General features: G+C 60.9%; 23 protein-coding genes. 7 read left to right on the top strand and 16 right to left on the bottom strand.

The genetic code is table 11. From position 1 onward, the window contains the following. Nucleotides 1-15: 15 nt before the first annotated feature. Entirely contained in the window at nucleotides 16-1,161 is a 1,146-nt protein-coding gene (locus ASG19_RS10605) for an amidohydrolase (RefSeq protein WP_062457974.1), read from the top strand. A gap of 46 nt (nucleotides 1,162-1,207) precedes the next feature. Here ASG19_RS10605 and ASG19_RS10600 read toward each other — a convergent pair whose 3' ends face one another. Then, a complete protein-coding gene (locus ASG19_RS10600) occupies nucleotides 1,208-2,656 on the bottom strand; it encodes a DUF2778 domain-containing protein (RefSeq protein WP_162238145.1) in 1,449 nt (482 codons plus the stop codon). A 507-nt stretch (nucleotides 2,657-3,163) separates the two neighbouring features. Continuing rightward, nucleotides 3,164-4,387 carry a YeeE/YedE family protein gene (locus tag ASG19_RS10595; RefSeq protein ID WP_062456240.1) on the bottom strand — a complete coding sequence of 408 codons (1,224 nt, stop codon included), beginning with the start codon at nucleotides 4,385-4,387 and terminating at the stop codon, nucleotides 3,164-3,166. 304 nt (nucleotides 4,388-4,691) lie between these two features. On the opposite strand from ASG19_RS10595, the gene pncA reads away from it, so the two are divergent. The 3 genes from pncA (at nucleotide 4,692) to ASG19_RS10580 (ending at nucleotide 6,517) form a co-directional block, all read left to right on the top strand. Next, nucleotides 4,692-5,318 carry a bifunctional nicotinamidase/pyrazinamidase gene (pncA, locus tag ASG19_RS10590; protein WP_062456237.1) on the top strand — a complete coding sequence of 209 codons (627 nt, stop codon included), beginning with the start codon at nucleotides 4,692-4,694 and terminating at the stop codon, nucleotides 5,316-5,318. A gap of 117 nt (nucleotides 5,319-5,435) precedes the next feature. Next, nucleotides 5,436-6,182, top strand: coding sequence for an AzlC family ABC transporter permease (locus ASG19_RS10585; protein ID WP_062456234.1), 747 nt, complete (start codon nucleotides 5,436-5,438; stop codon nucleotides 6,180-6,182). Between the two features lie 11 nt (nucleotides 6,183-6,193). Further along, on the top strand, nucleotides 6,194-6,517 hold the full coding sequence (locus ASG19_RS10580) for an AzlD family protein (RefSeq protein WP_062457971.1): 324 nt from the start codon (nucleotides 6,194-6,196) through the stop codon (nucleotides 6,515-6,517). Nucleotides 6,518-6,523: 6 nt separating this feature from the next. On the opposite strand, the gene ASG19_RS10575 is transcribed toward ASG19_RS10580, so the two are convergent. Continuing rightward, entirely contained in the window at nucleotides 6,524-8,359 is a 1,836-nt protein-coding gene (locus tag ASG19_RS10575) for an aminopeptidase P family protein (RefSeq protein WP_062456231.1), read from the bottom strand. A gap of 238 nt (nucleotides 8,360-8,597) precedes the next feature. Here ASG19_RS10575 and ASG19_RS24210 point away from each other — a divergent pair, with 238 nt between their 5' ends. Next, the gene (locus tag ASG19_RS24210; protein ID WP_062456227.1) at nucleotides 8,598-8,771 is read left to right on the top strand and encodes a hypothetical protein; all 174 of its coding nucleotides are present in this window, start codon (nucleotides 8,598-8,600) and stop codon (nucleotides 8,769-8,771) included. 80 nt (nucleotides 8,772-8,851) lie between these two features. Here the strand turns inward: ASG19_RS24210 and ASG19_RS10565 are convergent, their stop codons facing one another. The 3 genes from ASG19_RS10565 to ASG19_RS23880 all read right to left on the bottom strand — a co-directional run bounded on the left by ASG19_RS10565 (nucleotide 8,852) and on the right by ASG19_RS23880 (nucleotide 10,654). Continuing rightward, nucleotides 8,852-9,733 (bottom strand): 50S ribosomal protein L11 methyltransferase, encoded by an 882-nt coding sequence (locus ASG19_RS10565; protein WP_062456224.1) that lies wholly within the window; start codon nucleotides 9,731-9,733, stop codon nucleotides 8,852-8,854. Between the two features lie 66 nt (nucleotides 9,734-9,799). Further along, the gene (locus ASG19_RS10560; RefSeq protein WP_062456221.1) at nucleotides 9,800-10,399 is read right to left on the bottom strand and encodes an SCO family protein; all 600 of its coding nucleotides are present in this window, start codon (nucleotides 10,397-10,399) and stop codon (nucleotides 9,800-9,802) included. 99 nt (nucleotides 10,400-10,498) lie between these two features. After that, the gene (locus ASG19_RS23880) at nucleotides 10,499-10,654 is read right to left on the bottom strand and encodes a hypothetical protein (RefSeq protein WP_156466476.1); all 156 of its coding nucleotides are present in this window, start codon (nucleotides 10,652-10,654) and stop codon (nucleotides 10,499-10,501) included. A 123-nt stretch (nucleotides 10,655-10,777) separates the two neighbouring features. Between ASG19_RS23880 and ASG19_RS10555 the strand changes: the two genes are divergently transcribed. After that, nucleotides 10,778-11,245, top strand: coding sequence for a chemotaxis protein CheW (locus ASG19_RS10555; protein WP_062457968.1), 468 nt, complete (start codon nucleotides 10,778-10,780; stop codon nucleotides 11,243-11,245). 79 nt (nucleotides 11,246-11,324) lie between these two features. Here ASG19_RS10555 and ASG19_RS10550 read toward each other — a convergent pair whose 3' ends face one another. Then, the gene (locus ASG19_RS10550) at nucleotides 11,325-11,822 is read right to left on the bottom strand and encodes a CreA family protein (RefSeq protein ID WP_062456218.1); all 498 of its coding nucleotides are present in this window, start codon (nucleotides 11,820-11,822) and stop codon (nucleotides 11,325-11,327) included. A gap of 66 nt (nucleotides 11,823-11,888) precedes the next feature. Next, nucleotides 11,889-12,479, bottom strand: coding sequence for a 3'-5' exonuclease (locus ASG19_RS10545; protein ID WP_062456214.1), 591 nt, complete (start codon nucleotides 12,477-12,479; stop codon nucleotides 11,889-11,891). 274 nt (nucleotides 12,480-12,753) lie between these two features. On the opposite strand from ASG19_RS10545, the gene ASG19_RS10540 reads away from it, so the two are divergent. After that, a complete protein-coding gene (locus tag ASG19_RS10540; protein ID WP_062456211.1) occupies nucleotides 12,754-13,293 on the top strand; it encodes a GNAT family N-acetyltransferase in 540 nt (179 codons plus the stop codon). Between the two features lie 3 nt (nucleotides 13,294-13,296). On the opposite strand, the gene ligA is transcribed toward ASG19_RS10540, so the two are convergent. The 8 genes from ligA to ASG19_RS10500 all read right to left on the bottom strand — a co-directional run bounded on the left by ligA (nucleotide 13,297) and on the right by ASG19_RS10500 (nucleotide 24,755). After that, nucleotides 13,297-15,474, bottom strand: a complete 2,178-nt coding sequence (gene ligA / locus ASG19_RS10535) for an NAD-dependent DNA ligase LigA (RefSeq protein ID WP_062456208.1) — start codon at nucleotides 15,472-15,474, stop codon at nucleotides 13,297-13,299. A 179-nt stretch (nucleotides 15,475-15,653) separates the two neighbouring features. Then, nucleotides 15,654-17,327 carry a DNA repair protein RecN gene (gene recN, locus ASG19_RS10530; RefSeq protein ID WP_062456205.1) on the bottom strand — a complete coding sequence of 558 codons (1,674 nt, stop codon included), beginning with the start codon at nucleotides 17,325-17,327 and terminating at the stop codon, nucleotides 15,654-15,656. A 40-nt stretch (nucleotides 17,328-17,367) separates the two neighbouring features. Then, on the bottom strand, nucleotides 17,368-18,234 hold the full coding sequence (locus tag ASG19_RS10525) for an outer membrane protein assembly factor BamD (protein WP_062456202.1): 867 nt from the start codon (nucleotides 18,232-18,234) through the stop codon (nucleotides 17,368-17,370). A 192-nt stretch (nucleotides 18,235-18,426) separates the two neighbouring features. Beyond that, on the bottom strand, nucleotides 18,427-19,383 hold the full coding sequence (gene lpxC, locus ASG19_RS10520; protein WP_062456199.1) for a UDP-3-O-acyl-N-acetylglucosamine deacetylase: 957 nt from the start codon (nucleotides 19,381-19,383) through the stop codon (nucleotides 18,427-18,429). A gap of 366 nt (nucleotides 19,384-19,749) precedes the next feature. Further along, a complete protein-coding gene (gene ftsZ / locus ASG19_RS10515) occupies nucleotides 19,750-21,510 on the bottom strand; it encodes a cell division protein FtsZ (protein WP_062456196.1) in 1,761 nt (586 codons plus the stop codon). 82 nt (nucleotides 21,511-21,592) lie between these two features. Continuing rightward, on the bottom strand, nucleotides 21,593-22,924 hold the full coding sequence (gene ftsA / locus ASG19_RS10510; RefSeq protein ID WP_062456193.1) for a cell division protein FtsA: 1,332 nt from the start codon (nucleotides 22,922-22,924) through the stop codon (nucleotides 21,593-21,595). Continuing rightward, nucleotides 22,921-23,841, bottom strand: a complete 921-nt coding sequence (locus ASG19_RS10505) for a cell division protein FtsQ/DivIB (RefSeq protein WP_062456190.1) — start codon at nucleotides 23,839-23,841, stop codon at nucleotides 22,921-22,923. The genes ftsA and ASG19_RS10505 overlap by 4 nt, the downstream gene beginning before the upstream one ends. Continuing rightward, the gene (locus ASG19_RS10500) at nucleotides 23,829-24,755 is read right to left on the bottom strand and encodes a D-alanine--D-alanine ligase (RefSeq protein ID WP_062456188.1); all 927 of its coding nucleotides are present in this window, start codon (nucleotides 24,753-24,755) and stop codon (nucleotides 23,829-23,831) included. The genes ASG19_RS10505 and ASG19_RS10500 overlap by 13 nt, the downstream gene beginning before the upstream one ends. Nucleotides 24,756-24,985 lie beyond the last annotated feature (230 nt).

Here is a 24,985-nt window from a genome sequence, read left to right as displayed (position 1 = left end):
AATCTGATGAATGACATCTCCCTCAGCAACAGCGACGTCGTCGAACTCACCGCATGGCGCCGCCGGCTTCATACCATGCCTGATGTGTCCGGTGAGGAAGTGGAAACCGCTCGCGAGGTGGTGCGGTTTCTGTCGGAGACCGGTCCGGACGCGATCGTTGAGGGTCTGGGTGGCGCCGGCGTCGCGGTCGTCTACGACAGTGGCCTGCCCGGAATGACGGTGATGCTGCGGGCGGAGCTCGATGCTCTTCCGATCGAGGAACTCGGCGACCCCGAGCACAAGTCGAAGGTATCGGGAAAAAGCCATATGTGCGGCCATGACGGGCATATGGCAACGCTTGCGGCGGTCGGCCGCGCGCTCGGACGTCGGCGGCCAGCGAAGGGTCGTGTCGTTCTCCTGTTCCAGCCGGCGGAGGAAACCGGCGCCGGGGCGGCAGCGGTCCTTGCCGACGACAAGTTTCGGGACCTGACGCCCGATATCAGCCTGTCCCTGCACAACATGCCGGGCATCCCGCTCGGCCACGTTCATCTGAAGGACGGCCCGACCAATTGCGCGTCGCGCGGCATGAAAATCATCCTGACCGGCAAGACTGCCCACGCGGCATGGCCAGAGACCGGGATCTCGCCGGTTTCGGCCGTGGCCAGGCTGCTGCCAGCCCTGAGCGGTATTTCGGCAGGCTCTGTCGAAAACGACGACCTCGTGCGAGCGACCGTGACCCACGTGACGATCGGTGAACTCGCGGCGGGCATTTCACCGGCGCATGGCGAGATCTGGGTGACGCTGCGCACCTCGACGGATGATCAGATGTCCGCTCTTGTCGAACAGGCGGAGACAATGGCGAGAGACGCGGCTGCGGCGGATGGGCTGGCCCTGGCCTTGTCCTATCAGGATGTGTTCGGCCACTGCATCAACGATCCCGCTGCAGCCGACATCCTGAGGGCCGCCATGGATGCCGAGGGCGTGCCGCATGTCGCTGGGGAAGCCTACCGCGCCTCGGAGGATTTCGGTCGCTTCGCTAAGGTCTCGAAATCGGCCATGCTGTTTCTCGGCGCCGGCGAAAGCCACCCTGCCCTGCACAATCCGACTTATGATTATCCCGACGATCTGATTGCGATCGGCGCGCGCATCTTCCTGGCCGCAACGCGGCAGACGCTGGGCTGACAACGAAAAACGGAGCCTAAAAGGCTCCGTTTTTTGTTGAGTTTAATCAGGCGTCTTTGTTGCCGAACAGCTTTGCCATGATGCCGCCGCCGCTTGGGCCGGCGCCGGGGCGCTTGCCATCCCACTTCGGCACGATGATCATGTGGGTGATTTCGCCGCGCTGGAAGGCCTTCAGGAACTTGTCGTAGTCGGCGAAGGCCACGCAACCATGGCTGTCGCCGCGAACGCGAAGCAGGAAGCTGTGGGCGAGAAGACCCGTGCGGCCCTGCGGCGCCTTGCCGTCGGTCGGCGTCAGGCGGATCGCCGCAACGCCGTGGAACAGCGATTCGCGCATCGAGAGCTTGTAGGTGCCCGGAGGTGTCGGGCCGCGCATCTTCACATGCGTGAACTTCGGGTTGTCGCGCATGCTGCCGATGCCGGAATGGGCCTCGAGCTTGCTGCCGTTCGGCATGATGACAACGCCGTTGGTGATGTCGTAGATCGCAACCTTGGTGCCAATGCCCGGCCACTTCGGCGAACCCTGCGACGGAGCGAGAGGCTCTTCGCGCATCGGGTTGTTCGGCTTGGCAAAGGCAAGCACGGTTGGCTTGTCGTTATCGTTGTCGCCACGGCCAGGCTTTTGCGGTGCGACGGCTGCGATTGCGGCAAGTGCATTCGGCTTTTCAGGCTTGACGGAAGCGACGGCCATGGAAGCGCTGGTGGTGGCCGCACCGGGACGCAGGACGGGCAGTGGTCCGGCTTTCGGCAGCGCCTGGGCGAGAGATGTCGGCGCAGGTGAAGGCAGCGGCGTCGCCTGTTCGGCAATCGCCACCGTATCCTCCGACATGCTTTCCGGCAGATCGCTTTCGAGCGACGCCAGTTCCACCGGCTTCATCGTGTTGAGTTCCGCCACCTCTGTCGCCGGCTGAACTTCCTGGAGAATGTCGGGCATTGCGCCCAGAGCTTCACTACCGCGTGGCGCTACGACCACAAGACTTTCCATGGCAGAACCGAGGGCGGACTTGATCTGGTCGGAGCCGGGCCGAAGCTTGCCAAGGGCCGCAAACTGCTGTTCGGTTTCGGCGTGACGGGCAGCCTTTGCCATCGCAAGATGCATCGACTGACGAACGCTTGCGTCATCAGGACGCTGGGAAGAGAGAGCAGCAAGCTGCGCTCCTTCCAGACGACCGCGCTTCGGCTCCGCCGGCGCGCTGCCTGGAAGGCGGGAGAATTTCGAAACATCGAGATTGCGGTCCGCAGTGCGCGCCGATGCAGCCACGAGATGCTCGCGCGCGGTCGGTGGCGCAAGCAGGGCCGTTTCGAACCTGATGCTGGGGGCAGACTTGACCGAGGTCGCGACCGTGACCATCGAGGCACCAACCAGCGCCGCCACGGTAAAGCCGACGCCAAGCGCCATATTCGTCATGAGTGAGCGGGACTTCTTGCGGCGCGCCTGCGCCGAGGATGCTTTCGATGCCGCTTTGCGACCGTTCTGCTTCGAAGCTTTGGATTCCAACTGACGCGCCATTACTCGTTACCCGAACCGTTACTCACACCGGCAAGGCCTGCTTTCGCAGTCTTGCCCGCAAGATCAAAGCGGACTGAGAAAGCAGACAGGATCTGCTCATCGCCGCCAATCGACTGCATATGAGAATGAACGATTATGGTAACCAATGTCTTTACGCCGCCCCGATTTGGTTTCGGTGGTGCACTTAAAAGCGCATACCGCCGGAAGTTAAGCAGAAATGCGGCAAAGGGGTGTCCGACCCTGCCCGCAAGTCCGGTGTCTAGCTCGTCGACTGTTGCTGTTTAGCGACAAAAGTTAACAAACTCAAGGCTTACACCGGTTTTTAACTGTTGCGACATTTGAGGTACGAAATCGCACCCGCAATTTTGAGGGGGTAAGATGCGGCAAGCCCGAGCCAAAGTGTGGCGACACTCTGTCTGAACCCACATGCGAAAATGGGCGCCTCTGTGGAGGCGCCCATGGATCGTGGAGTTTTGAAGGGATGCGGTGAACGGCTCAACCGTCGGCCCGGCGAATGGACCGACCTTCCATGAAGAAGAAGGGCCGCAATTTCACACCCAGCACATTTCCGGCAAACGCCGCGACTGCCCAGAGATAACCATGCAGGCTGCCGGACGCGATGCCGGAGAAATAGGCTCCGATATTGCAGCCATAGGCGATTCGCGCACCGTAGCCGAGCAGCAGACCGCCAACGACGGCCGCGAGGATCGAACGCAGCGGGATGTCGAGGCTGGGAGCAAACTTTCCGGCCAGCGCCGCCGCCAGCATGGCGCCCGCGATGAGGCCGAAATCCATGACGGATGTGACATCGGCAAACACGCTTCCGGCCAGTGCCTTGGCATTCCCCGGCTGCTGCCAGTAGGCCCAGGCTGTCGGATCAAAGCCGATCGCCTGCGCGCCCTTCGCACCCCAGAGCGCGAAGGCGGACGTGATCCCCCAGGGACGGCCGGCGAGTGCGAGCGTCGCGAAATTGAGGATGACGAGCGCAATCGCGCCAGCCACCAGCGGCCACGGACCACGCAGATAGCGGGCAAGACCATGCCGTGGCGAAGGCGGTGCCTGTTCAAGTGCGCCGTTGCGCCGCTTCTCGACGACCACAGTGATCGCGGCGATCGCCGCAAAGATGGCAAGCGATACCGCAATGCCGCCAAATGCACCGAAGGTCTGGAACAGAGACGTCGGCGGCAGCGAAGGAAGACTGACCCACCAGTCGAAGTGGATGGTGGCGAGAACCGAACCGACGATGAAGAAGAACAGGGTCACCAGCATGCGCGCATTGCCACCACCGGCGGTAAACAGCGTGCCGGATGCACAACCGCCGCCAAGCTGCATCCCGATGCCGAACATGAAGGCGCCGACGATCACGCCGATACCGGCCGGCGAAATATTGCCACGCACCTCGGTGCCGAACAGCACGCCGTTGGATAGAGCCGGGAAAAACAGGATGACGGCAAGCGCCAGAAGAATCATCTGAACGCGAAGACCCCGGCCCCGGCCCTCCGCAATGAAGACACGCCAGGCAGACGTGAACCCGAAGGCCGCGTGATAGAGCGCGATGCCAAGCCCGCCTCCGATGAGGAAGAGCGCACCTTGGGCTGGACCATAAGCGAGGCCGAGCGCAACGGTGCCGACAACAAGCACGATGAGAGCGCCGAGACCGGGAAAACCGATCGGCGGCAGGCCTTCAGCCCGCGTTTCTAGCGAAGACGACAGTGACATGGGAGAAACTCCGTGAAGATGACCTCTAGATAGGGTTGTGGTCCGCATCCGACGAGGAATCACGTTTCAACATTCGGCTCGAAACCGGATTGGGATTTCAGATCCGTCAGCAAAAGCGATCGAGTCATCTTCAGACATCCTAGAAACCGCGGAGATCAGATGACCGCAGAACCTGCCACCAAGGCCGACCGTTTCGTCACAAATGATTTGGAGCGACGATCGTGTTGGGCAGAAGAGGCTTGATCGATGCCGCCATGCTTGGCATCTTCGTGTGACAAGGAAGAACCACTCGTGAGGACGATCTATGAAAGCGCTGCTCCTGATCGACATCCAGAATGGCTTCTGCCCTGGCGGCAACCTCGCTGTTGCCCACGGTGACGACATCGTGCCGATCGCAAACAGCCTCATTTCCGACGGCGGTTACGATGTGATCGTCGCCTCGCAGGACTGGCATCCCGCCAATCACGGCAGCTTCGCCTCCCAGCATCCGGGCAAGAAACCATTCGACATGGGCGAGCTCTCGGGCCAGCCGCAGGTCATGTGGCCGGATCATTGCGTGCAGGAAACACCGGATGCGGAATTCCACCCGGATCTCGATATCGGCGCAGTCGATTATATCCAGCAGAAGGGCGAAAACCCTGCGGTCGACAGCTATTCCGCCTTTCGCGACAACGACCAGGCCGCCCTTACCGGCCTTGCCGGTTACCTCCGGGCGCAGCAGATTACGGAGCTTGACGTTTGCGGTCTCGCCACGGACTACTGCGTGAAGTTTTCAGCCTTGGACGCTGTCGAAATGCTGCCGGACGTCAAAGTGCGCTTCATCGAGGATGCGAGCCGCGGCATAACACCCGAGGGTGTCAGGGCTGCCATCGAGGAGATGCGCGCCAACGGCGTCGGCATTATCAAGAGCAGCGAGATTCTCGCGGACTGACGCACTCCGCGCCGCCGATCGTTCAGCAAAATCGATACACGCATCAACGCAATTCGATTGTCACCGGGCGCTCACGTGCATAAACGAAGCATTGCACGCGCACGCATCGGAAGACTCATGAGTTTCAGCGAACCGATCACCACAAGCGGCCAGATCAGGAACGGATTGAAGAAGGGCTTCGTCATCGTCCTCTCCTCAGCCCCGTTCGGCATCCTGTTCGGAGCGATCGCCATCGACAACGGTTTCAGCATGGCGGAAGCGGCGCTGATGAGCGCGTTTGTCTTCGGCGGTGCGAGCCAGTTGGTCGGGATCGAACTGTTCGGCCACCATGTCGCGGCCTGGATGATCGTGCTCTCGGTGCTCGCCGTCAATTTCCGCCACGTTCTCTATTCTGCGGCAGTATCGCCGATCCTCGGGCGCTTCCCGCTCCTCAAGCGCTGTCTTTCGTTTTTCCTGCTAACCGATCCGCAATTTGCCGAGACGGAGAAACGTGAAGAACAAACCCCGGTCACTTTCGCCTGGTACATCGCCATGGGCGGAGTGGTCTGGATTGGATGGGTCGGCAATACCATTGTCGGCGCGCTGTTCGGCAGCCTGATCGGCGACCCGAAGGCGATCGGCATCGATGTCCTCCTGCCAGTCTACTTTCTCGGTCTGGTGATGGGCTTTCGCAAGCGGCACAATTTTCTACCCGTCCTCGTCGCCGGAGCAGTCGGATCGGTTATCGCCTACTGGGTCGTCGGGTCACCCTGGCATATCAGTGTGGGGGCAGCGCTCGGGATCGTCGTCGCGGCCATCCTGCCTCCTCCCGGAGCCTCGGATCACGACGTGAAAGACCCGGCCCTTGAAACGGAGGCTGCGTGATGGAAACCGGCATGAGCGCCTTCTCCGTCGATAGCCAGACCGTCACCCTGATCCTGATGGCGGCAATTGCGACATACGCCACGCGGCTCGGCGGCTACATCCTTGTCAACAGCCTGAAACGCATACCGCCACGGGTGGAATCGGCCCTCAACGCCGTGCCGGCCGCCGTTCTGGTGACACTCGTCGCTCCACCCTTCGTCAACAGCGGCTGGGACGTGCGCATTGCGATGATCGCGGCGCTGGTGTTCGGACTGCGTTTTCCGGGCCTCATGGTCCTCGTCGTCGGCTGGGCGGCAGTCATGGCCGCCCGGCACGGTTTCGGTATCGGGATGTAATCCGGCTCAGCCGGAGATCGGCGCCGTCGCAGTTGTGAGCCAGGTCTTGACCGAATCCTTGTCGATCAGCGGCATCAGTTTTTCGCGCACCTGTGTGTGATAGTCGTTCAGCCACTGCAGTTCTTCCGAGGTCATCAGCGAGGCGACCACAAGCCGGCGATCGATCGGGCACCAGGTCAGCGTCTCGAACGACAGAACCGGCATGTCCCCACCCTCGACAGGCGCGGCATCGTTCACGAAGATCAGGTTCTCGATGCGGATCCCGAAGGCGCCGGGGCGATAATAGCCGGGCTCGTTCGAAAGGATCATGCCGGGCAGAAGCTCCTGCGTCGACATCCGCGAAATACGCTGCGGTCCCTCATGCACGGAGAGATAGGACCCGACGCCGTGTCCCGTGCCATGCGCGAAATCCGCCCCCGCCTTCCACAGCGCGATACGCGCCAGCGGATCGAGATCGCAGCCGCGCGTTCCCTTCGGAAACTTCGCCATGCTAATGGCGATCATGCCCTTCAGAACCAGCGTGAAGAAGCGCTTGCGATCCTCGGAAACCGAGCCGACCGCAACCGTGCGGGTGATATCCGTCGTTCCGTTGACATACTGCGCGCCCGAATCGATCAGGAACAGTTCGCCGGGCAGGATCTGCCGGTTGCTTTCGGACGTCACCCGGTAATGCATGATCGCAGCATGCTCTCCGGCACCGGAAATCGTATCGAAGGAAACGTCCTTCAGCGGGTTCTGCATGCTCTGGCCGACGCGGGCCCGGGTCGCTTCCAGCGTCTTTACCGCATCGATCTCGGTGATTGAGCCCGGCGTCTGGCCATCCAACCAGCACAGAAACTCGACGACAGCCGCGCCATCCTGCAGATGCGCCTTCGCCGATCCATCGAGTTCCGCCGAATTCTTGCAGGCGCGCGGCAGCTTTGCCGGATCGATCCCCTCGATCACCTCGCCGCCAGCTGCGACGATTGCAGCCGTCAGCGCGAGCGGTGTCAGATCCGGATCGATCAGGATGCGGGCGCCGTCTTTTGAAACCTCAGCAAGACGCCCGAGGAACTCGGAGGGATCCCGCCGGAGGGCGAGAGCGTCCAGGTAAACCGCCTCTTCGCTCCCGAGCTTTGCCGCATCGATGAAGAGTTCTGCCTTGCCGTTTGCAAAGACGATCGCGCGCGCCAGCGGGTGTGGCGTGTGCGGCACGTCAGCCCCGCGAACATTGAAGATCCAGGCGACGGAGGACGGATCCGTGATCAGTACCGCAGACAGTCCCTTCGCTTCGGTCTGCCGCGCGATCTCGCTCAGCTTGTCGCCGGCCGGCTTTCCGGCAAACTCTTCTCTCTGGATGGTCAACGCGCCAACCGGTTCCGCAGGGCGATCGCTCCAGATCGCATCGAGCGGATTGTGGGCCAGCGAAACCAGCGTGCCGCCGATCTCCGCAAGCGCCTTTTCCAGCCTGCGCACTTCCGCACCGGCATGCAGCCAAGGGTCGATGCCGAGGCGGACCCCTTTCGGCGCATGTTTCGCAATCCAGGCATGCGGCGGCTCGCCGACCAGATCGCCGCCGGAAAACACAGTTCCGTCAACCTGTTCGGCCAGTTGCGTCACGTAACGCCCGTCAACGAAGACGATCGCTTCACGCTGCGTGATGAGCGCCATGCCGGCAGATCCGGTAAAGCCGGTCAACCACGACAGGCGCTCGGCCGACTCAGGCACATACTCGCCCTGATACTCGTCGGCGCGGGGCACGAGAAACCCGTCGATGCCGAGTTCGGCAAAGCCGTCGCGCAGGGCAGTCACCCTTTCGCGGCCGAACTGCGGGGCGGACTTGGTCTCGAACGATTGAAACATGAGTGAATTCCGGCTGGTTTGATTCCGACTGATGGCCGCCATGTTAGAACATTTCCCCGCGCCGCCGCCAGTATCCTATGCAGATACGTGACAGGGCAGTCAGTGTCAGGAACCTATCCATGCAGCCGACGCATGCCACACATGATGCAGACCCACTGCCTGCCTCATTTTTTATCATTTAAGGTGTCGTCAAGGTTCGATGACTTCTGGGGTCATCACTTTGAAAAGGACGAACACGATGGCCAACTCATTTCTCCGCAATGCAATGAACCGCGTGGTCGAAGCCCGTCAGCGTCAGGTCTCCCGTTACGTCAACGGCGCAATGCTTGGCCTTGATGATGCGACGCTGAAGAGCCTCGGCACGACGCGCGAAGAACTTCAGCGCCAGGGTGCGACCCGTTACATCTTCTGATTTGAAGACGACGCGATACCCGGCACGCAACTCGGTGTGCCGGCAAGCCTACAGAACCTGACAGGCCAGCCCATGGCCCATCACATGCCTCGCACGAAGTGCATGGTCACCCAGCCGTTGCGCCAGATCGTGCGCACATGCCGGCAGCGGGCGCCTGCATAAGCGGAAATCACCTTCCAGCGCTGCTCGGCTAGAATACCGGACAGGATCACCGATCCGCCCGGTGTCAGATGCGTCACCAGCTGCGGCGCCATCTTGATCAACGGCCGCGCCAGAATATTGGCGATGATGAGGTCGAACGGACCGTCCTGGCGAAAGGCCGAGGAGTGGAAACCCGGTGCCGTCTCCAGCCGCAGTCCGCTGGCAATGCCGTTGCGGCGAACATTCTCCTTGGCAACCCGAACGGCGACCGGATCGATGTCCGTTGCAAGAACCGGGATGTTGCGCAACTTGCGCACCGCAATCGCCAGAACGCCGCTGCCCGTTCCCAGATCGAGCGCATTTCTCGGCTCGGTTGCTCGAACGACCGTGTCGATCACCTCGAGGCACCCCGCCGTTGTCCCATGATGGCCGGTCCCGAACGCCTGTCCAGCATCGATCTCTATGGCAATGTCATTGATCTTGACCTTGTCGCGGTCATGCGAGCCATGAACCAGAAACCGCCCTGCCCTGACAGGCTTGAGCCCTTCGAGCGATTTGGCAATCCAGTCGACATCCGGGATAACCTCCATCGCAATCGAAAGATCGGGAAAATCCTCGCTGATCGCCTTTGCGATGCGTTCTCTGAAGACCTCTTCGTCGTCCGCCATCATGTAGACGGAGGCTTCCCAGATATCCTTCTTCTCGTCCACCTCGGTCGTGGCAATCGCCACGTCCTCTTCGCCGAACTCCAGCGACAGGAGGTCGAGGATCTCGGCCGAACCGATTTCGGTGGATGTCACGTAAAGCCGGATTTCACTCAAAGGAAGTCGCCTTTCATAATCTTCGCGGCAAGCTTTGCCACAGATAAGGCATCCGCCTCAAGCGACTTATCCCTTGGTCAGGTTCTCGAGCTTCTTTGCAGCAGCAGCTGGATCCTCGCCGTAAGCGATCGTCCCGGCAAAACGGCCGCCGTCCTTCAGGAGGAAAATCGATGCCGTATGGTCCATCGTGTAATCGCCGCCAGGGTTCTTCTCATCCACCGGCACCTTGCGGGCGAGCACGCGAAACCCTTTGACCATCTCCATCACCTTGGCAGGCGGGCCTGAGATACCGCGAATACGGTCGGAGACATTCGAGACATACTGTCCCATCAGCTCCGGCGTATCGCGCTCCGGGTCGACGCTCACAAAGTAAGCGTTGAGCTTGGTGCCATCGGGATCGACCTGATGCAGCCAGGTGTTCAGCTCGAACAGCGTTGTCGGGCAGACTTCCGGGCAATGGGTAAAGCCGAAGAACACGGCCGTCGGTTTGTCGCGGAACGCTGCTTCGGTGATCGGGCTGCCATCCTGCGCCACAAGCTCGAACGGCACACCGAACGGCCCTTCGGCAACCTGCTGCTTCGAACGCGTGACCTCCAGGGTCAGCCAGGCCAGAACACCGGCCAGAATGACGACGGCGAGCCAAAGTACAATTCGGAAAGTCTTCATCGTAGTTTGCCTGCTGCATCATCAGTTGAGATCGTGACCGCTGATAGCCGCAGACGACGATTGTTGCAAATCACCACCACGTTTTCACAGACGTGGCCGTCACATGCACCAGGAGAGCGTTCCCTCGGCCGTCGCGAGGAAGATGGAAGAACCGTGCTGCGCCCAACCAACAAAAGCGAGGACGCCGATCAGCATCGCGGCAAGCGCGGCGATCAGAAAAACCGGAAGTCGAAGCGATGGAGCGATCGGTTGCATGACCCACTATAGCATCGTCGACCGGCCTGGAAATAGAACAAAAAGCGCGTTGTGGCGGCAAAGATTAGGGGAAGTTTAACGGGGACGTGAGACCTTCAAAAAAACGACATCAGGATGATCGACATGAGTAACGCCATCAAGCAGTCGGGAGCCTATCTCGAAATCGTCTCCTTCCATCTGGGAGACCAGGAATTCTGCATCGACATCATGGCGATCCGCGAAATTCGCGGTTGGGCGCCGGTCACTCCGATGCCGCATACTCCGCCTTACGTGCTTGGCCTCATCAACCTGCGCGGCGCGGTGATCCCGGTCATCGACATGGCCTGCCGCCTCGGCATGAAGATGACCGAACCATCAGAGCGTTCGGCGATCATCGTCACCGACATCGCCGGCAAGCTGGTCGGCCTTCTGGTCGAACAGGTCTCCGACATGATGACGATCAGAAGCGAAGATCTGCAGCCGGCACCGGAAATCATTCCGGAAGCCCAGCGCGATTTCTGCCGCGGCATCGTTGCCCTGGAAAAGACCATGGTCTGCTTCCTGAACCTCGACACCGTCATTGCAGACGAACTGTCGCGCGAAGCCGCCTGATCGTAAGCCTTAGAGCTGTCCTAATTGAAACCGGGTTCCGAAAGGAGCCCGGTTTTCTTACGTCAGGACGTAGAGCGGATCAGGGTTTGCCCTTTTCCCAGGTCACCGGCTGGTTGAACAGCGGCACGCTGGAGATCGCCATCTTCGCCGATCCTTCGACAACCTGTCGCGAATGGGCAAGGTAGATCAGCGTATCGTTCGGCTTGTCGTAGATCCGCTTGACCAGAAGGTCTTTCCAGATCAGCGACCGACCCTGGCGAAACACTTCCTCGCCACCGTCGTCGAGCTCGATGTCACCAATCTCGATCGGCCCGGTCTGGCGGCAGGAGATGGAATTGTTGGACGGGTCCTCGAACCACTTGCCGTTCTTCAGCCTGTCGATGACGCTGCGGTCGAAATACGTGACGTGGCAGGTGACACCCTTCACCTTCGGGTCCTGCACTGCCTCGATGATGATGTCGTTGCCGATCCAGTCGACGCCGACCTTGCCGACCACCTGGGCAAGAGCGGGAACGGCAAGACCGCCGAGGATAGCGGCGGTCGCGAGAACGGCAAGGCGGCGGCTCGAACGAGTCATAGTGGCAAAATCTCCAGTCAACGATACGTGATCAGAGATAAGCTTCGGCAGCGGGGTTACAAGTGATCACTGCTTGCGCAATGTGCAGGCATCATAGCCACCGGAAAACAACCGCCCTGCCCGCATGCCGATCGCGGTCGGGATGTCGTGGATATGCATGACCTCAAGCGACCGTGCAATCGCGATCGAGGCTTCGGCGCAGACCGCCGCATCCTCGGCTGCATTGTGATGCAGAAAGCTCAGCCCCAGGTGCTGCGCGAGGATATTGAGCTTGTGCGAGATCAGATGCGGCCAGACCTTTTGCGCCATCTTGACGCTGCAGAGATAAGACAGTTCCGGATAGGACTGCCGGTACTGGTCGAGACAGGCCCGCCAGACGCTGAAATCGAAGGCGGCATTATGGGCGATCATCGTCGCGCCACGAAAATCGTCGATGAACTCGTCCATCACTTCGGGAAACTCGCCGGCATCCTCGACATGGTCGGGCCGGATCCCATGGATGGCGATGTTGAAAGACGAAAACCGCATATCCCGCGGCCGGATCAGCCGTTCCTCGACCCGCACCACACGACCGTCCTCGATCCACGCGAGGCCCACCGAGCAGGCGCTGCCGCGCTGTTCGTTGGCGGTTTCGAAATCGATCGCAATGGTCTTCAAGGTCGCGTCCTAATCTTCGGTCATCGGACTTTTATGCCGGATGGAGCGATTCGGCAAAGCGGATCCCCGCCTGCATCTTGACCTCCACATGATTGTCAGGCCCAATGTGACCATGATGAACGCTATCGCCCTTACCCGTCTTACCATAACCATCCGCCTTGCAGGGCGTGTGGCGGGTTTGGCGCGTTAGTCGATCATCCGTCCACCACCCTGCCGAAGATGGCAGGGATCGGCTGGTCCGCTCTGCCTCGGTCATACCTGAAGGAGAGCCATCATGACATCAAGCGACGAAATCCAGGAAAAACCACCCCGAGCCGAACGACTGGACGGCTACGTCATCAGGTCGTCGACACCTGACGATGCGGTGGCCATCACGGCCCTCGCCAATCTTCCCGGTTATCGCTACGGCACTCTGAGGCTGCCTTTCCAGACCGTAGCGGAAACTCGCCAATATTTGGAAAACCCGACGCCCGGCGCAAAGAATCTCGTGGCTGACCTCGACGGCGTCATCATCGGCGGCATCTCCCTCGGTCCGCTACAGGGCCGCCGCCGGCATGTCGGGACGATCGGCATGGGCGTGCACGACGATTTCGTCGGCCGCGGCGTCGGTTCGGCCTTGATGAAGGCCGCGATCGACCTTGCCGACAACTGGCTGAACCTGCACCGCCTGGAACTCGACGTCTTTACCGACAACCACGACGCCATCAGGCTCTACGAGCGCTACGGCTTCGTTATCGAAGGGCATCTCAGGGACGACGCCTTTCGCGACGGGCACTATGTCGACGCCTATGCGATGGCGCGGCTGAAAACCTGATGCTTAGCCCCCGATGAACGTCAGCCACTCGTCTTCCGTCATCACCTCGACGCCGAGTTCCCTTGCCTTGTCGAGCTTGGAACCGGCGCCGGGGCCGGCAACGACGTAGTCGGTCTTCTTTGAAACCGAACCGGCCACCTTGGCGCCGAGCCCTTCGGCACGGGCCTTGGCCTCGTCGCGGGTGAACCTCTCCAGAGAACCGGTGAAGACGACCGTCTTGCCCGCAACCGGGCTGTTCGACGCGGCGATCTGTTCTGCCGCCTGCGGCGTCACCTCGGTGAGGAGACGCGTCACGACGTCGAGATTGCGGGGCTCCTTGAAGAACTCGACGATGGCGCGGGCGACGATCTCGCCGATGCCCTCGATATTGTTGAGGTCAGCCCAGGCATCGCCCGAGAGACTGGCCGCGTCGTTCATGGCCTCGGCGAAGGCCTCGTAGGTGCCGTAGTGACGTGCCAGAAGCTTTGCCGTCGTCTCGCCCACGTGGCGAATGCCGAGCGCGTAGATGAAGCGGTTGAGCGCGATCGATCGCCGCTCGTCGATCGCGTCGAACAGCTTCCGGACGCTTACCCTGCCGAACCCATCGATGTTTTCGAGCTTCAGCAGTTGAGATGTTTCCTGACGCTTCTTCAGCGTGAAAATGTCGGGCGCGGTGCGGATCTGCAGCGCCGGGTCTTCCGCCTCGAAGAAGAAGTCGACCTGCTTTGCCCCCAACCCTTCGATGTCATAGGCATTGCGTGACACGAAATGCTTCAGGTGTTCGGTCGCCTGCGCGCGGCAGACGAAGCCGCCGGTGCAGCGGGTGACCGAATCGAGCTTGCCGGTCTTCTCGTTCTTCTCGCGCACCGCATGACTGCCGCAGACCGGGCATTTCTTCGGAAACTCATAGGCCTTGGCATCCGCCGGCCGCTTTTCCATGACCACGTCGAGAACCTGCGGGATGACGTCGCCGGCACGCTGCACGATGACCGTGTCGCCGATGCGGATGTCGTGATCGTCCTCGCGGATCCGCTCGCCGGAATTGCCGATGCCCTTGATATAATCCTCGTTATGCAGCGTCGCATTGGTGACGACGACACCGCCGACGGTGATCGGAGTCAGTCGCGCGACCGGTGTCAACGCGCCGGTACGTCCGACCTGGATATCGATATTCTCGACCGTCGTGAATGCCTGCTCGGCGGGGAATTTGTGGGCCGTCGCCCAGCGTGGCGAGCGCGAGCGGAAACCGAGGCGCGCCTGCAGATCGAGCCGGTCGACCTTGTAGACGACACCGTCGATATCATAGTCGAGCTCGGGGCGCTCGAGGCCGATCTCCCGGTAATGACCGAGAATATCCTCGAGCGAATTCAGCCGCTTCATCAGCGGATTGACCGGGAAACCCCAGTCCTTGAAGGTCTGCACCATCTCGTATTGCGTGCTCGGCAGATCGTTCGGCTCGGACATCTCGCCCCAGGCATAGGCGAAGAATTTCAGCTTGCGGCTGGCCGTCACCTTGGCATCGAGCTGGCGCAAAGAGCCTGCCGCCGTGTTGCGCGGATTGACGTAGAGCTGCTTGCCCTTCGCTTCCATCTCCGCATTGAGCGCCAGGAAATCGCTCTTGCCCATATAGACTTCGCCGCGAACCTCGACGACCGAGGGAACGCCTTTCGGAAGCTTGTTGGGGATTTCCTTGATCGTCTTGATATTGGCAGTGACGTTTTCACCCGTCGTGCCATCGCCACGGGTCGCGGCATTGACGAGGATCCCGTTCTCGTAGCGAATCGACATCGACAACCCGTCAATCTTCGGCTCGGCCGTAAAGGCGATCGAGCCGTCCGGCAACTGACCGAGAAAGCGGTAGACGGAGTTCACGAAGTCGCGCACGTCGTCGTCGGCAAAGGCATTGTCGAGCGACAGCATCGGTCGCGAATGGGTGATCTGTGCGAAGGTCGGCAGAGGTGCTGCACCAACCTTGATGGACGGCGAATCGGCCCGGATCAGCTGCGGGTAACGCTCTTCGATCGCCGCATTACGCTTCTTCAGCGCGTCGTAATCGGCATCGGAAATCTCCGGCGCGTCCTTGGCGTGGTAGAGCTCGTCGTGATGGGAGAGCTCCTTCGCCAAACGCTCCAGCTCGTCGGCCGCGGCCTGTTCTGTCAGATCGTCAACAGCGGTCTCGGTCGTGGTCTGGTCGGCGGCCATGCGGGAATCTCCATCTTCAACGGCATTTCTAGTGCAATTTGAGAAGATTGGAAGAAGCAGCGCCCATCACAGCTGTGACTGAACGCCACGAGATGCAGCATCGTTTCGGGATACGTGATTGCGTTACGCCCTGTCCGGGTGAGCCTGCCCGCACGCTCCCGCGACTGCCGGATAACCGTCTAGCCGTTGCCGGCAAGCAGGCTTCTGGCGGCCGCCCTCGCCTCGTCCGTTACCGAAGCGCCGGCCAGCATGCGAGCAATTTCCTCGGTGCGGTTTTCAGGCGCCATCGTCGCCACCCGTGTGGCAATCTTGTCGGAACCGTCGCCGGCCGGACCCTTGGAGATCAGAAGATGCGTCGCAGCACGGGCCGCCACCTGCGGCGCGTGGGTCACCGACAGCACCTGCACGGTGCCCGACAGACGCTTCAGCCGCTGGCCGATCGCATCCGCCACCGCACCACCGACACCGGTGTCGATTTCGTCGAAGACGAGCGTTGGTGCCGAGCCGCGATCGGCAAGCGCGACCTTAAGCGCCAGCAGGAAGCGCGACAGCTCGCCGCCGGACGCGACCTTCATGATCGGCCCGGGGCGCGTGCCTGGATTGGTCTGAACGTGGAATTCGACCGTATCGATACCCTCGGCAGCCGCAGCCTCCGGATTTGCGGTCACCTCGACCATGAAGCGGGCCCGCTCCAGCTTCAGCGCCGGCAATTCCTGCATCACCGCTTCGGCCAGCGTCTCCGCGCCCGCTTTACGTTTGTCCGAGAGAACGAGTGCCGCCCGATCGAATTCCTCTTTCGCGGCGGCCGCGAGCTTTTCCAGCTCGCCGAGGCGTTCCTCGCCCGCATCGAGATCGGCAAGGTCCGCCACCATCTTTTCGGCAAGTGCCGGAAGATCGACGACGGCGACCGAATATTTGCGGCCGGCGGCGCGCAGGGCAAACAGCCGTTCTTCGACCCGTTCCAGTTCACGCGGATCGAATTCGGTCCGGCGAAGCGCCGTTTCCACTTCCATCTGTGCGTTCGACAGATGGTTGAGCGCCTGATCCAGCAGTTCGACGGTTTCTTCCAGCAGCCCAGGCGCCTCGTGGCTCTTGCGCTCGAGGCGGCGCACCATGGAGGCGATCAGCGGTACAGGCGAACCGTTGCCGTTGAGAAACTCCGACGCTTCCGAAATATCACCGGCAATGCGCTCGGACTTCTGCATCTTCGAGCGCTGCTCGGCCAGTTCCTCCTCCTCGCCGTCGCGGGGAGAGAGGGCTTCCAGTTCCTCGACCGAGGCCCTGATATAATCGGCCTCGCGTGCGGCGGCCTCCACCTTGGCGCGATGCGTCTTCAGGGTCCGGTCGGCATCCCGCCAGGATTTGTAGAGGTGGGAAACCGAGAGAACCTCATCGTTTAGGCCTGCAAAAGAATCGACAAGCGTGCGGTGGGCGCCGGTATCGATCAGAGCGCGATCGTCGTGCTGGCCGTGGATCTCGACCAGAACCTGTCCCGCCTGGCGCATCATCTGCACGCTGACCGGCTGGTCGTTGATCGAGGCGCGGGTGCGCCCGTCGGCCGACTGGATACGGCGGAAGATCAGATCGCCGTCGTCGTCTATGCCGTTGTCGCGCAGAAGCTTGCGGGCGGAATGGTTCATCGGCACGTCAAAGACCGCCGTCACCTGCCCCTTGTCCTCGCCATGGCGCACGAGACCACCGTCGCCGCGGCCGCCCAGCGCCAGAGAAAGACTGTCGAGAAGGATGGATTTGCCTGCACCGGTCTCGCCGGTCAGCACGGAAAGGCCCGCTTCGAAGGCAAGGTCCAGCTTCTCGATCAGAACGATGTCGCGGATCGAAAGCTGGATCAGCATGCGGCCTCGCCTATCCTGTCAGGCACTTGGTTGAAAGGTCTCAGGCGCCGACGAGCTTTGCGCCGGCACGCGCAATCCACGAGCCCTTGTTCTCGCGCGGCTGAACACCGCCGGACTGAAGCAGCTTGTAGGAGTCTGCGTACCACTGGCTGTCCGGATAGTTGCGGCCAAGCACGGCTGCGGCAGTCTGCGCCTCTTCGACGATGCCCATCGCGTAATAGGTTTCCGTCAGACGCGCGAGGGCTTCTTCAACCTGGTTGGTATTGGAAAAGGTCTCGACGACCCTGCGGAAGCGCGAGATGGCGGCAAGATATTCCTTGCGCTCGAGATAGTATCGCCCGACCTGCATTTCCTTGCCGGCAAGCTGGTCACGCGCAAAGCGGATCTTGGCCTGCGCATCCTCGACATATTCCGAATCGGGATAATCACGGACGACCTTGGTCATCGCATCGATCGTGTTGTTGGCGGCCTTCTGGTCCTGCGTGACGTCGGCGACCTGCTTGGAATAGGCAAGGCCGACCAGATACTGCACGTAGGCCGAATCTGCGGAGCGCGGGTACTGGTTGAGATAGCGGTTACCGACGGTGATGGCTTCGTCGTTGCGGCCCATGCGATACTTGCTGAACGTGCTCATGACGAGCGCCTTGCGGCCCCATTCGGTGAACGGGTTCTGCTTCTCGATGGCGTCGAACTTGCGGCTCGCTTCGACGATATTGCCCGCCTTCATGTTGGCAAGGCCCTGATTGTAGAGGGCCTCGGGCGACTCGCTTTCGAAACCGAGCTTGGTGATGTCGATGTCTTTGTCCGACTGGCATGCGGTAAGGCCGAGACCGGCACCCGCAAACACCAACGATACAAGTGCGATCCTTGCCGCTCTACGCATTTCTACAGCCTTCGCATACGCCATTCGACAATTCCCGATGTCCCGCCCGTTTTGCCCTGCTGCCCGAAAGCAGGTCGTTCTAGCCATAAAAGTATTGGCAGAGCAACGCAATGCTCACCCATTAACGCATTTTTGTGGCACCGAACGCAGCACACATGGCTATTCAAAAGAAAAGCCGCTTCCAACGGAAGCGGCCAAGTCGACTGGAGTTGTTATTCAAGCAAAAGACGGCGCCAGTTCACTGACGCTGACCGGAACGAAATCTCCGGCCCTCACGCGCGCAACCCGCGACGATGGCGCTTCGACGATTTCATAAGCCATCGGATCGTTGAGCAGAGCTTTCAGCGCATTGGCGTTCATCTTGTGGCCGCCGCGATAGGAGCGGTAGCAGCCGATGAACTGAGCGCCGGCAAGCGCAAGATCGCCAACCGCGTCCAGCGTCTTGTGGCGCACGAATTCGTCCTGATAGCGAAGACCCTCGACATTCACGACCGTTTCGTCATCGGAAATGACGACGGAATTCTCAAGCGACGAACCGAGAGCGTAGCCAGCAGCCCAAAGGCGCTCGACGTCACGCATGAAGCCGAATGTACGAGCCCGTGAAAGATCCTGCTTGAACCGCGCTGCGGTCAGTTCACCGTTCCAGCTCTGACGGCCGATCAGCGGAGATGCGAAATCGATCTCGACTTCAAAGCGGGTACCATCATGCGGCCGGAACTCGGACCAGGACGCGCCCGATTCGATTCGGACCGGCTTGATGACACGGATGTAGCGACGCTTCACATTGAGATTGACGATGCCGACCTGTTCGATCGCATCAATGAAAGGATAGGAGCTGCCGTCCATGATCGGCATTTCGGCGCCATCGACATCGACAGTCACGTTGTCGATCCCGAGCGCGTAGAGTGCTGCCATCACGTGTTCGATCGTGGCAACCCAGGTGGCCGGCGACGAACCGAGGATCGTGCAGAGATCGGTCGGTCCAACCTGAGAGGAGACGGCGCGGTATTCGGCAGAAGATCCGTCATCAAACTGACGCGCGAAGATGATACCGGAATTGGCTTCAGCAGGCTGGAATGTGATGCTGACCGGAAACCCCGAATGCACGCCAATACCGGTCAAAGAAACCGGGGCCGCGATGGTGGTCTGGAAACCGAGCAATCCGATGGTCATTCTAATGCCTTCTCTCAAGACCCCTGGTCTGGGATCGAGCTTGGTTAGATACCGGCGACAACGCCTCTCAAACGTTCATGTCAGCATCATTTATCGTCTTACATACGCAGGCGTCTTTAACATTCCAAATCACTGTTCGTATCGGATTGTTACGCCACCAACCCGCAGAATGACGCGGTGTTAGGACTCAAGGCACAAACGCGGACGTCTACCGGTAACAACCTGAATTAAGGCAACTTTTCCGGAGGTCCAGGACAAAATCCTTAACGCCTCAGGCGTCCGGATACACAAAGCCCGGGTGCAACGACCCGGGCTCTGCAGACATTTGTTGAACGCCGCGCGCTGACGCTGCGACGCTCCCACAAATCAGTTCGACTGACGGCGAAGGAATGCCGGAATTTCGAGCTGATCGTCGTCATGCTGCGAGCTCTGCGGTACCGAACGACCGTGATCGTCGAGGTTGCCGCGACGCGGTGCGTAGAGGCTTGCCTCAGGCGACAGCGGACGGCGCTGCTGCTGAGCCGGTGCCGGAGCGGCGGCCGGTTCGACATGCTCTTCTTCATCACGGCGGCCAAGCGAGTTGGTGATTCGCTTCAGAAGCCCCATCGGGCCGCGCTCTTCCTGCACATGGCTGGCAGGCTGGGTGCGGTGATCCATCTCGGCCTTTACGACCGGCGGAAAATCCTCGACCTTCGGCATGCGGACCGGTTCCATGACGGGTTCGCGGTAGACAGGTTCCTGCTGAACCGGCTGTGTCATGCGCGGTGCTGGCTGCTGCGTCATCTGCGGAGCCGGGCGCGAAACCTGCGGAGCGGCTTCTGCAGGTGCAGACTGTGCAAACAGACGGCTCTGCGGACGGAAAGCCTCTTCGGCCGGCGGCTGCTGCTGCATGACAGGCTGCGGCGCAGGCGCTGCAGGCTGATGCATGACCGGCTGCGGGATAGCCAGTTCGCGTTCCATGTCGGCTTCAGCCTGGCGGATGGTCTCGGCGATCGGATCGATTGCCTTGGGAGCCATTGGCGCAGGCGCTGCGGCCTGAACCGGTGCCTGCATCATGACAGGCTGCTGTGCGGCCGGAGCCGGAGCAACGGCCGCCGAAGGACGGATAATCGGCTTCTGGGCTGCGCGCATTTCAGCGGCACGCAGGTCGATTTCGCCATGGGCGCGGTCGATGCCGGTGGCAACCACGGAAACGCGGATGATGCCTTCCAGCGCTTCGTCGAAGGTTGCGCCGAGGATGATGTTGGCGTCCGGATCGACTTCTTCGCGGATGCGGGTTGCCGCTTCGTCGACTTCGAACAGCGTCAGGTCGCGACCACCGGTGATGGAGATCAGCAGGCCCTGTGCACCCTTCATCGAGGTCTCGTCGAGCAGCGGGTTGGCGATAGCAGCTTCCGCTGCCTGCATCGCGCGGCCCGAACCCGAAGCTTCACCGGTGCCCATCATCGCACGGCCCATTTCGCGCATCACGGAACGAACGTCCGCGAAGTCGAGGTTGATGAGGCCTTCCTTGACCATCAGGTCGGTGATGCAGGCAACGCCCGAATAGAGAACCTGGTCGGCCATGGCGAAGGCGTCGGCAAACGTCGTCTTGTCGTTGGCGATGCGGAATAGGTTCTGGTTCGGAATGACGATCAGCGTGTCGACCGACTTCTGCAGTTCCTGGATGCCCTGTTCGGCAAGCCGCATGCGGCGACCGCCTTCGAAGTGGAACGGCTTGGTAACAACGCCAACCGTGAGGATACCCTTGTTGCGGGCAGCCTGTGCAACGACTGGAGCAGCACCGGTGCCGGTGCCGCCGCCCATGCCGGCGGTGACGAAGCACATATGCGTTCCGTTAAGATGATCGATGATCTCGTCGAGGCATTCCTCAGCGGCAGCGCGACCGACTTCCGGCTGCGAACCTGCGCCGAGACCTTCGGTGACCTGCACACCCATCTGGATGATCCGCTCGGCCTTGGTCATGGTCAGCGCCTGGGCATCGGTATTGGCAACGACGAAATCGACGCCTTCCAGCCCTGCGGTGATCATGTTGTTGACGGCATTGCCGCCGCCGCCGCCGACGCCGAAAACGGTGATCCGAGGCTTCAGCTCGGTAATATCAGGCTTTTGAAGCTTGATCGTCATTGTACCTGTCCTTCTTCTCGTGGCCGCATTGCCGAGCTGGCCAATTCATTGCAACTTCTCTGATCCGGGAGCAGAGCCCGGGTCAAAAACTTTCCTTGAGCCATTGCCCGACGCGGGCGAGACGGCCGTTTCCATTTCCGAGCGAGCTGATCAGGCCGCTCTGGGATGCATGTGTTTCGAGGTCCGCGACCTGCGGGTAGATCATCAGTCCGACGGCCGTCGAAAAGGCCGGGCCCTTGGCGGCAGCCGGCAAGCCGGAAATGCCCATCGGACGACCAATACGAACATTGCGGGCCAGAATGTGACGGGCCGTCTCCGACAGGCCGGTCAACTGGCTGGCACCGCCCGTCAGAACCACGCGCTTGCCGACGATCGGGCTGAAACCCGATTTCTGGATCCGGTCACGAATCAGTTCCAGCGTTTCTTCGATGCGGGCCTTGACGATTCGGGTGACGAGCGAGCGTGGAACCTGGGTCGGCTGGTCGCGGTCGTCCTCGCCGATCGGTGGAACCGAAATCATGTCGCGGTCGTCTGCGCCGTTGGAGACGGCCGAGCCATGCACGACCTTCATCCGCTCGGCATCCTCGATCCGGGTCGAAAGACCGCGGGCAAGGTCCGTGGTGACGTGATGGCCACCGAGACCGATCGCATCCGTATGAACGAGCTTGCCTTCGGCAAACACCGAAATTGTTGTCGTGCCGCCGCCCATGTCGATCGCTGCACAGCCCAGTTCGACTTCGTCGTCGACAAGGGCTGCAAGGCCGCTGGCATAAGGCGTTGCCACCATACCCTCGACGGACAGATGCGCCCGGTTGATGCAGAGCTCGAGGTTACGCAGCATCACGCGCTCGGCGGTGACGACATGCATATCGACGCCCAGCATATCGCCGTACATCGCCAGCGGATCGCGGATCCCGACTTCGCCATCCAGCGTGAAGCCGGTCGGCAGCGAGTGAAGGATTGCGCGGTCCTGGCGAGCCGACTTCTGGCTGGCGGCGACGAGAACACGCTTCAGATCGGCCGATTCGACTTCCTGTCCACCGAGGTCGATCGATGCCGTATAGACGTCGCTGGTCAGACGACCGGCAGAAACATTGACGATGAGGCTGTCGACCGTGAGGCCGGCCATGCGCTCTGCAGCGTCAACCGCAAGACGGACGACGCTTTCCGCCGCATCGAGATCGCCGATGACGCCGGACTTGACGCCGCGCGAACGCTGGTGGCCGATGCCGATGATCTCGACATGATGGGTCCGACCCGGCAGGATCTGGCTTTCCTGCTTTGGCGTCAGCCGCGCAATCATGCACACGACCTTGGTCGAGCCGATGTCGAGCACCGAAACGATGTGGCTGCGCTTGGAAGACAGTGGCTTCATGTGCGGAAGCCCGTAATTGGAAGAACCGAATACACTCACGTCTCTCCTGCCTTCTTCAACGCCTTCGTGCGTGCCTCGACTGCCTCGTTGCGGCGTTCGGTGGCGGCAGAAGTAAGTTCAACGGTTGTGCGGTCGTGCAGGCGAAGATCGACGGCAGCGATGTCACGCTCCAAGATCCGTTCTTCCTTTTCCAGACGAGCCAGCACGCTGAGCGCGGTCTCGACCTGGGTTTCCGGCAGCTTCAGGACAACGCCGTTGTCGATGTGCAAATCCCAGCGACGACCGGCGACGCGGACGTACGCCTTTACCCGCGAGCGAAGCTCCGGCCACGCAGCCATCTGATCGACGAAAGCGGATGCGGCCTTGTCTGCTTCACGACCCACGAACAGTGGCAGGGAAGCGAACTTGCTGTCCCGCAGCGGCGCGATGATGGAACCGTTCTTTTCGATCAGAGCGAGATCCGAACCGTTCTGCCAGATCCCGAAAGCCTCGCGCTCCTTGAGCATCACTTCGATCGTGCGCGGATAGACTTTGCGGACTTCGGCATAGCGAACCCAGGGAAGCTCAGACAGCTTGCGGCGCGCCTGATCGACATCGAGAGCGACCAGCGAGGTCGTGCCATCGAGACCGAGAAGCTGCAGGATGTCGATTTCCGACGTCTGGTCATTGCCCGAGACGCGAACGTCTTCGATGGCGAAACCGACGGCCGCTGTCGTCGCCTGGGCAACCGTCTGGGCATGGCCGCCGAGCGACATTCCGTAGAGGCCGACAACCGCGAAGAAACCGAAAGTCGCGAACGTGCCGGTATGATCAGGGATATGGATGCGGCCCGTCGCAAGGCTCAAGCCGAAGCGGACGACGCGGCGCAGTGGACGCGGCAGTACACGACGCTCTTCAGCGCCGAGATAGTTTGCCCGGCCGTGATCGTCAGCTTTTTTGCTATTCAACGCAAACACGACGCGTCCTCCACCATCCAACGGACGAGACCACCAAAAGTATGACCGGCATGAACAGCCATCTCAGGCACAAGCGAGGTCGGCGTCATCCCGGGCTGCGTGTTGATTTCCAGCCAGATGACTTCGCCGTCTTCGGAAAACCGGTCGTCGAAGCGAAAGTCCGAGCGACTGACGCCACGGCACCCCATCGCCCGGTGCGCCTCAAGCGCCAAGGATTGAATTTTTTGGTAAATATTTGGTGAAATTTGTGCGGGAATGACGTGGCTCGAACCACCGACCGCATATTTCGCATCGTAGTCATAGAACGCGTCGCCGTTCGGGATGACTTCCGTCACACCCAGCGCCACGTCGCCCATGACGCCGCAGGTCAGCTCGCGGCCATAGACATAACGCTCGACCATCACCTGGCTGCCGTACTTCCATTCCGGCGAGGTAATGATCTGCGGCGGGTGAGACTGGCCTTCCTTGACGATGACGACACCGAAAGACGAGCCTTCGCGCACCGGCTTGACGACGTAAGGCGTGGCGATTGGATGCTCGTTGGTAAACTCATGGCGATCCATGACCTTGGCTTCAGCAACAGGAATACCGGCAGCCTTGGCCACGTGCTTTGCCTGCTGCTTGTCCATCGCGAGAGCGGAGGCCAGAACGCCGGAATGCGTATAGGGGATCTCGAGATATTCGAGCACACCCTGGATGGTGCCATCTTCACCGAAGGGACCATGCAGCGCATTGAAGGCGACATCCGGGCGCAGGCTGGCAAGAACCGCTGCGACATCACGATCGACATCAACCCGCGTCACCTTGTAACCCTCGCCTTCCAAAGCCTCAGCACAGGCGTTGCCGGAAGACAGGCTAACCGGCCGCTCGGAGGAAAACCCTCCCATCAATACAGCCACATGCATGTCGTTCATCAACCACTCCCGGAAAAGGGCTTTAGGCTTAAGCGACATCGCTTGCGCCAAACTTGTACGACCAACGATTCTTTCTCAGATCTGATCGCCAGGCTATTGGTGCACCAAAATGGTTAACAAATCGTTTACTTTCCTTAATGGGAGAACCCAACAGGCTGAAATTGAAGCACAAATTAGATTTTGAAATGGTTAATGCAGGACTTGAGGGCGCAGGGTACCGCACGGGACAT

The sequence above is a fragment of the Rhizobium sp. Leaf306 genome, from assembly GCF_001423425.1.
In the GTDB taxonomy this organism is placed as follows: Bacteria; Pseudomonadota; Alphaproteobacteria; order Rhizobiales; family Rhizobiaceae; genus Neorhizobium; species Neorhizobium soli.
The sequence above is the reverse complement of the archived record's forward strand: the minus strand, read 5'-3'. Positions and strand labels throughout refer to the sequence as shown.

What these genes read in the sequence shown, in the direction of transcription:
- ASG19_RS10585 (WP_062456234.1), top strand. Translation starts at nt 5,436, where the DNA reads ATGAGTTTCAGCGAACCGATCACCACAAGCGGCCAGATCAGGAACGGA.
- ASG19_RS10500 (WP_062456188.1), bottom strand. Translation starts at nt 24,755, where the DNA reads ATGAACGACATGCATGTGGCTGTATTGATGGGAGGGTTTTCCTCCGAG.
- ASG19_RS10575 (WP_062456231.1), bottom strand. Translation starts at nt 8,359, where the DNA reads ATGTTTCAATCGTTCGAGACCAAGTCCGCCCCGCAGTTCGGCCGCGAA.
- ASG19_RS10550 (WP_062456218.1), bottom strand. Translation starts at nt 11,822, where the DNA reads ATGACTCGTTCGAGCCGCCGCCTTGCCGTTCTCGCGACCGCCGCTATC.
- ASG19_RS23880 (WP_156466476.1), bottom strand. Translation starts at nt 10,654, where the DNA reads ATGCAACCGATCGCTCCATCGCTTCGACTTCCGGTTTTTCTGATCGCC.
- ASG19_RS10555 (WP_062457968.1), top strand. Translation starts at nt 10,778, where the DNA reads ATGAGTAACGCCATCAAGCAGTCGGGAGCCTATCTCGAAATCGTCTCC.
- ASG19_RS10560 (WP_062456221.1), bottom strand. Translation starts at nt 10,399, where the DNA reads ATGAAGACTTTCCGAATTGTACTTTGGCTCGCCGTCGTCATTCTGGCC.
- ASG19_RS10580 (WP_062457971.1), top strand. Translation starts at nt 6,194, where the DNA reads ATGAGCGCCTTCTCCGTCGATAGCCAGACCGTCACCCTGATCCTGATG.
- ligA (WP_062456208.1), bottom strand. Translation starts at nt 15,474, where the DNA reads ATGGCCGCCGACCAGACCACGACCGAGACCGCTGTTGACGATCTGACA.
- ASG19_RS10540 (WP_062456211.1), top strand. Translation starts at nt 12,754, where the DNA reads ATGACATCAAGCGACGAAATCCAGGAAAAACCACCCCGAGCCGAACGA.
- pncA (WP_062456237.1), top strand. Translation starts at nt 4,692, where the DNA reads ATGAAAGCGCTGCTCCTGATCGACATCCAGAATGGCTTCTGCCCTGGC.
- ASG19_RS10525 (WP_062456202.1), bottom strand. Translation starts at nt 18,234, where the DNA reads ATGGCGTATGCGAAGGCTGTAGAAATGCGTAGAGCGGCAAGGATCGCA.
- lpxC (WP_062456199.1), bottom strand. Translation starts at nt 19,383, where the DNA reads ATGACCATCGGATTGCTCGGTTTCCAGACCACCATCGCGGCCCCGGTT.
- ASG19_RS24210 (WP_062456227.1), top strand. Translation starts at nt 8,598, where the DNA reads ATGGCCAACTCATTTCTCCGCAATGCAATGAACCGCGTGGTCGAAGCC.
- ASG19_RS10595 (WP_062456240.1), bottom strand. Translation starts at nt 4,387, where the DNA reads ATGTCACTGTCGTCTTCGCTAGAAACGCGGGCTGAAGGCCTGCCGCCG.
- recN (WP_062456205.1), bottom strand. Translation starts at nt 17,327, where the DNA reads ATGCTGATCCAGCTTTCGATCCGCGACATCGTTCTGATCGAGAAGCTG.
- ftsZ (WP_062456196.1), bottom strand. Translation starts at nt 21,510, where the DNA reads ATGACGATCAAGCTTCAAAAGCCTGATATTACCGAGCTGAAGCCTCGG.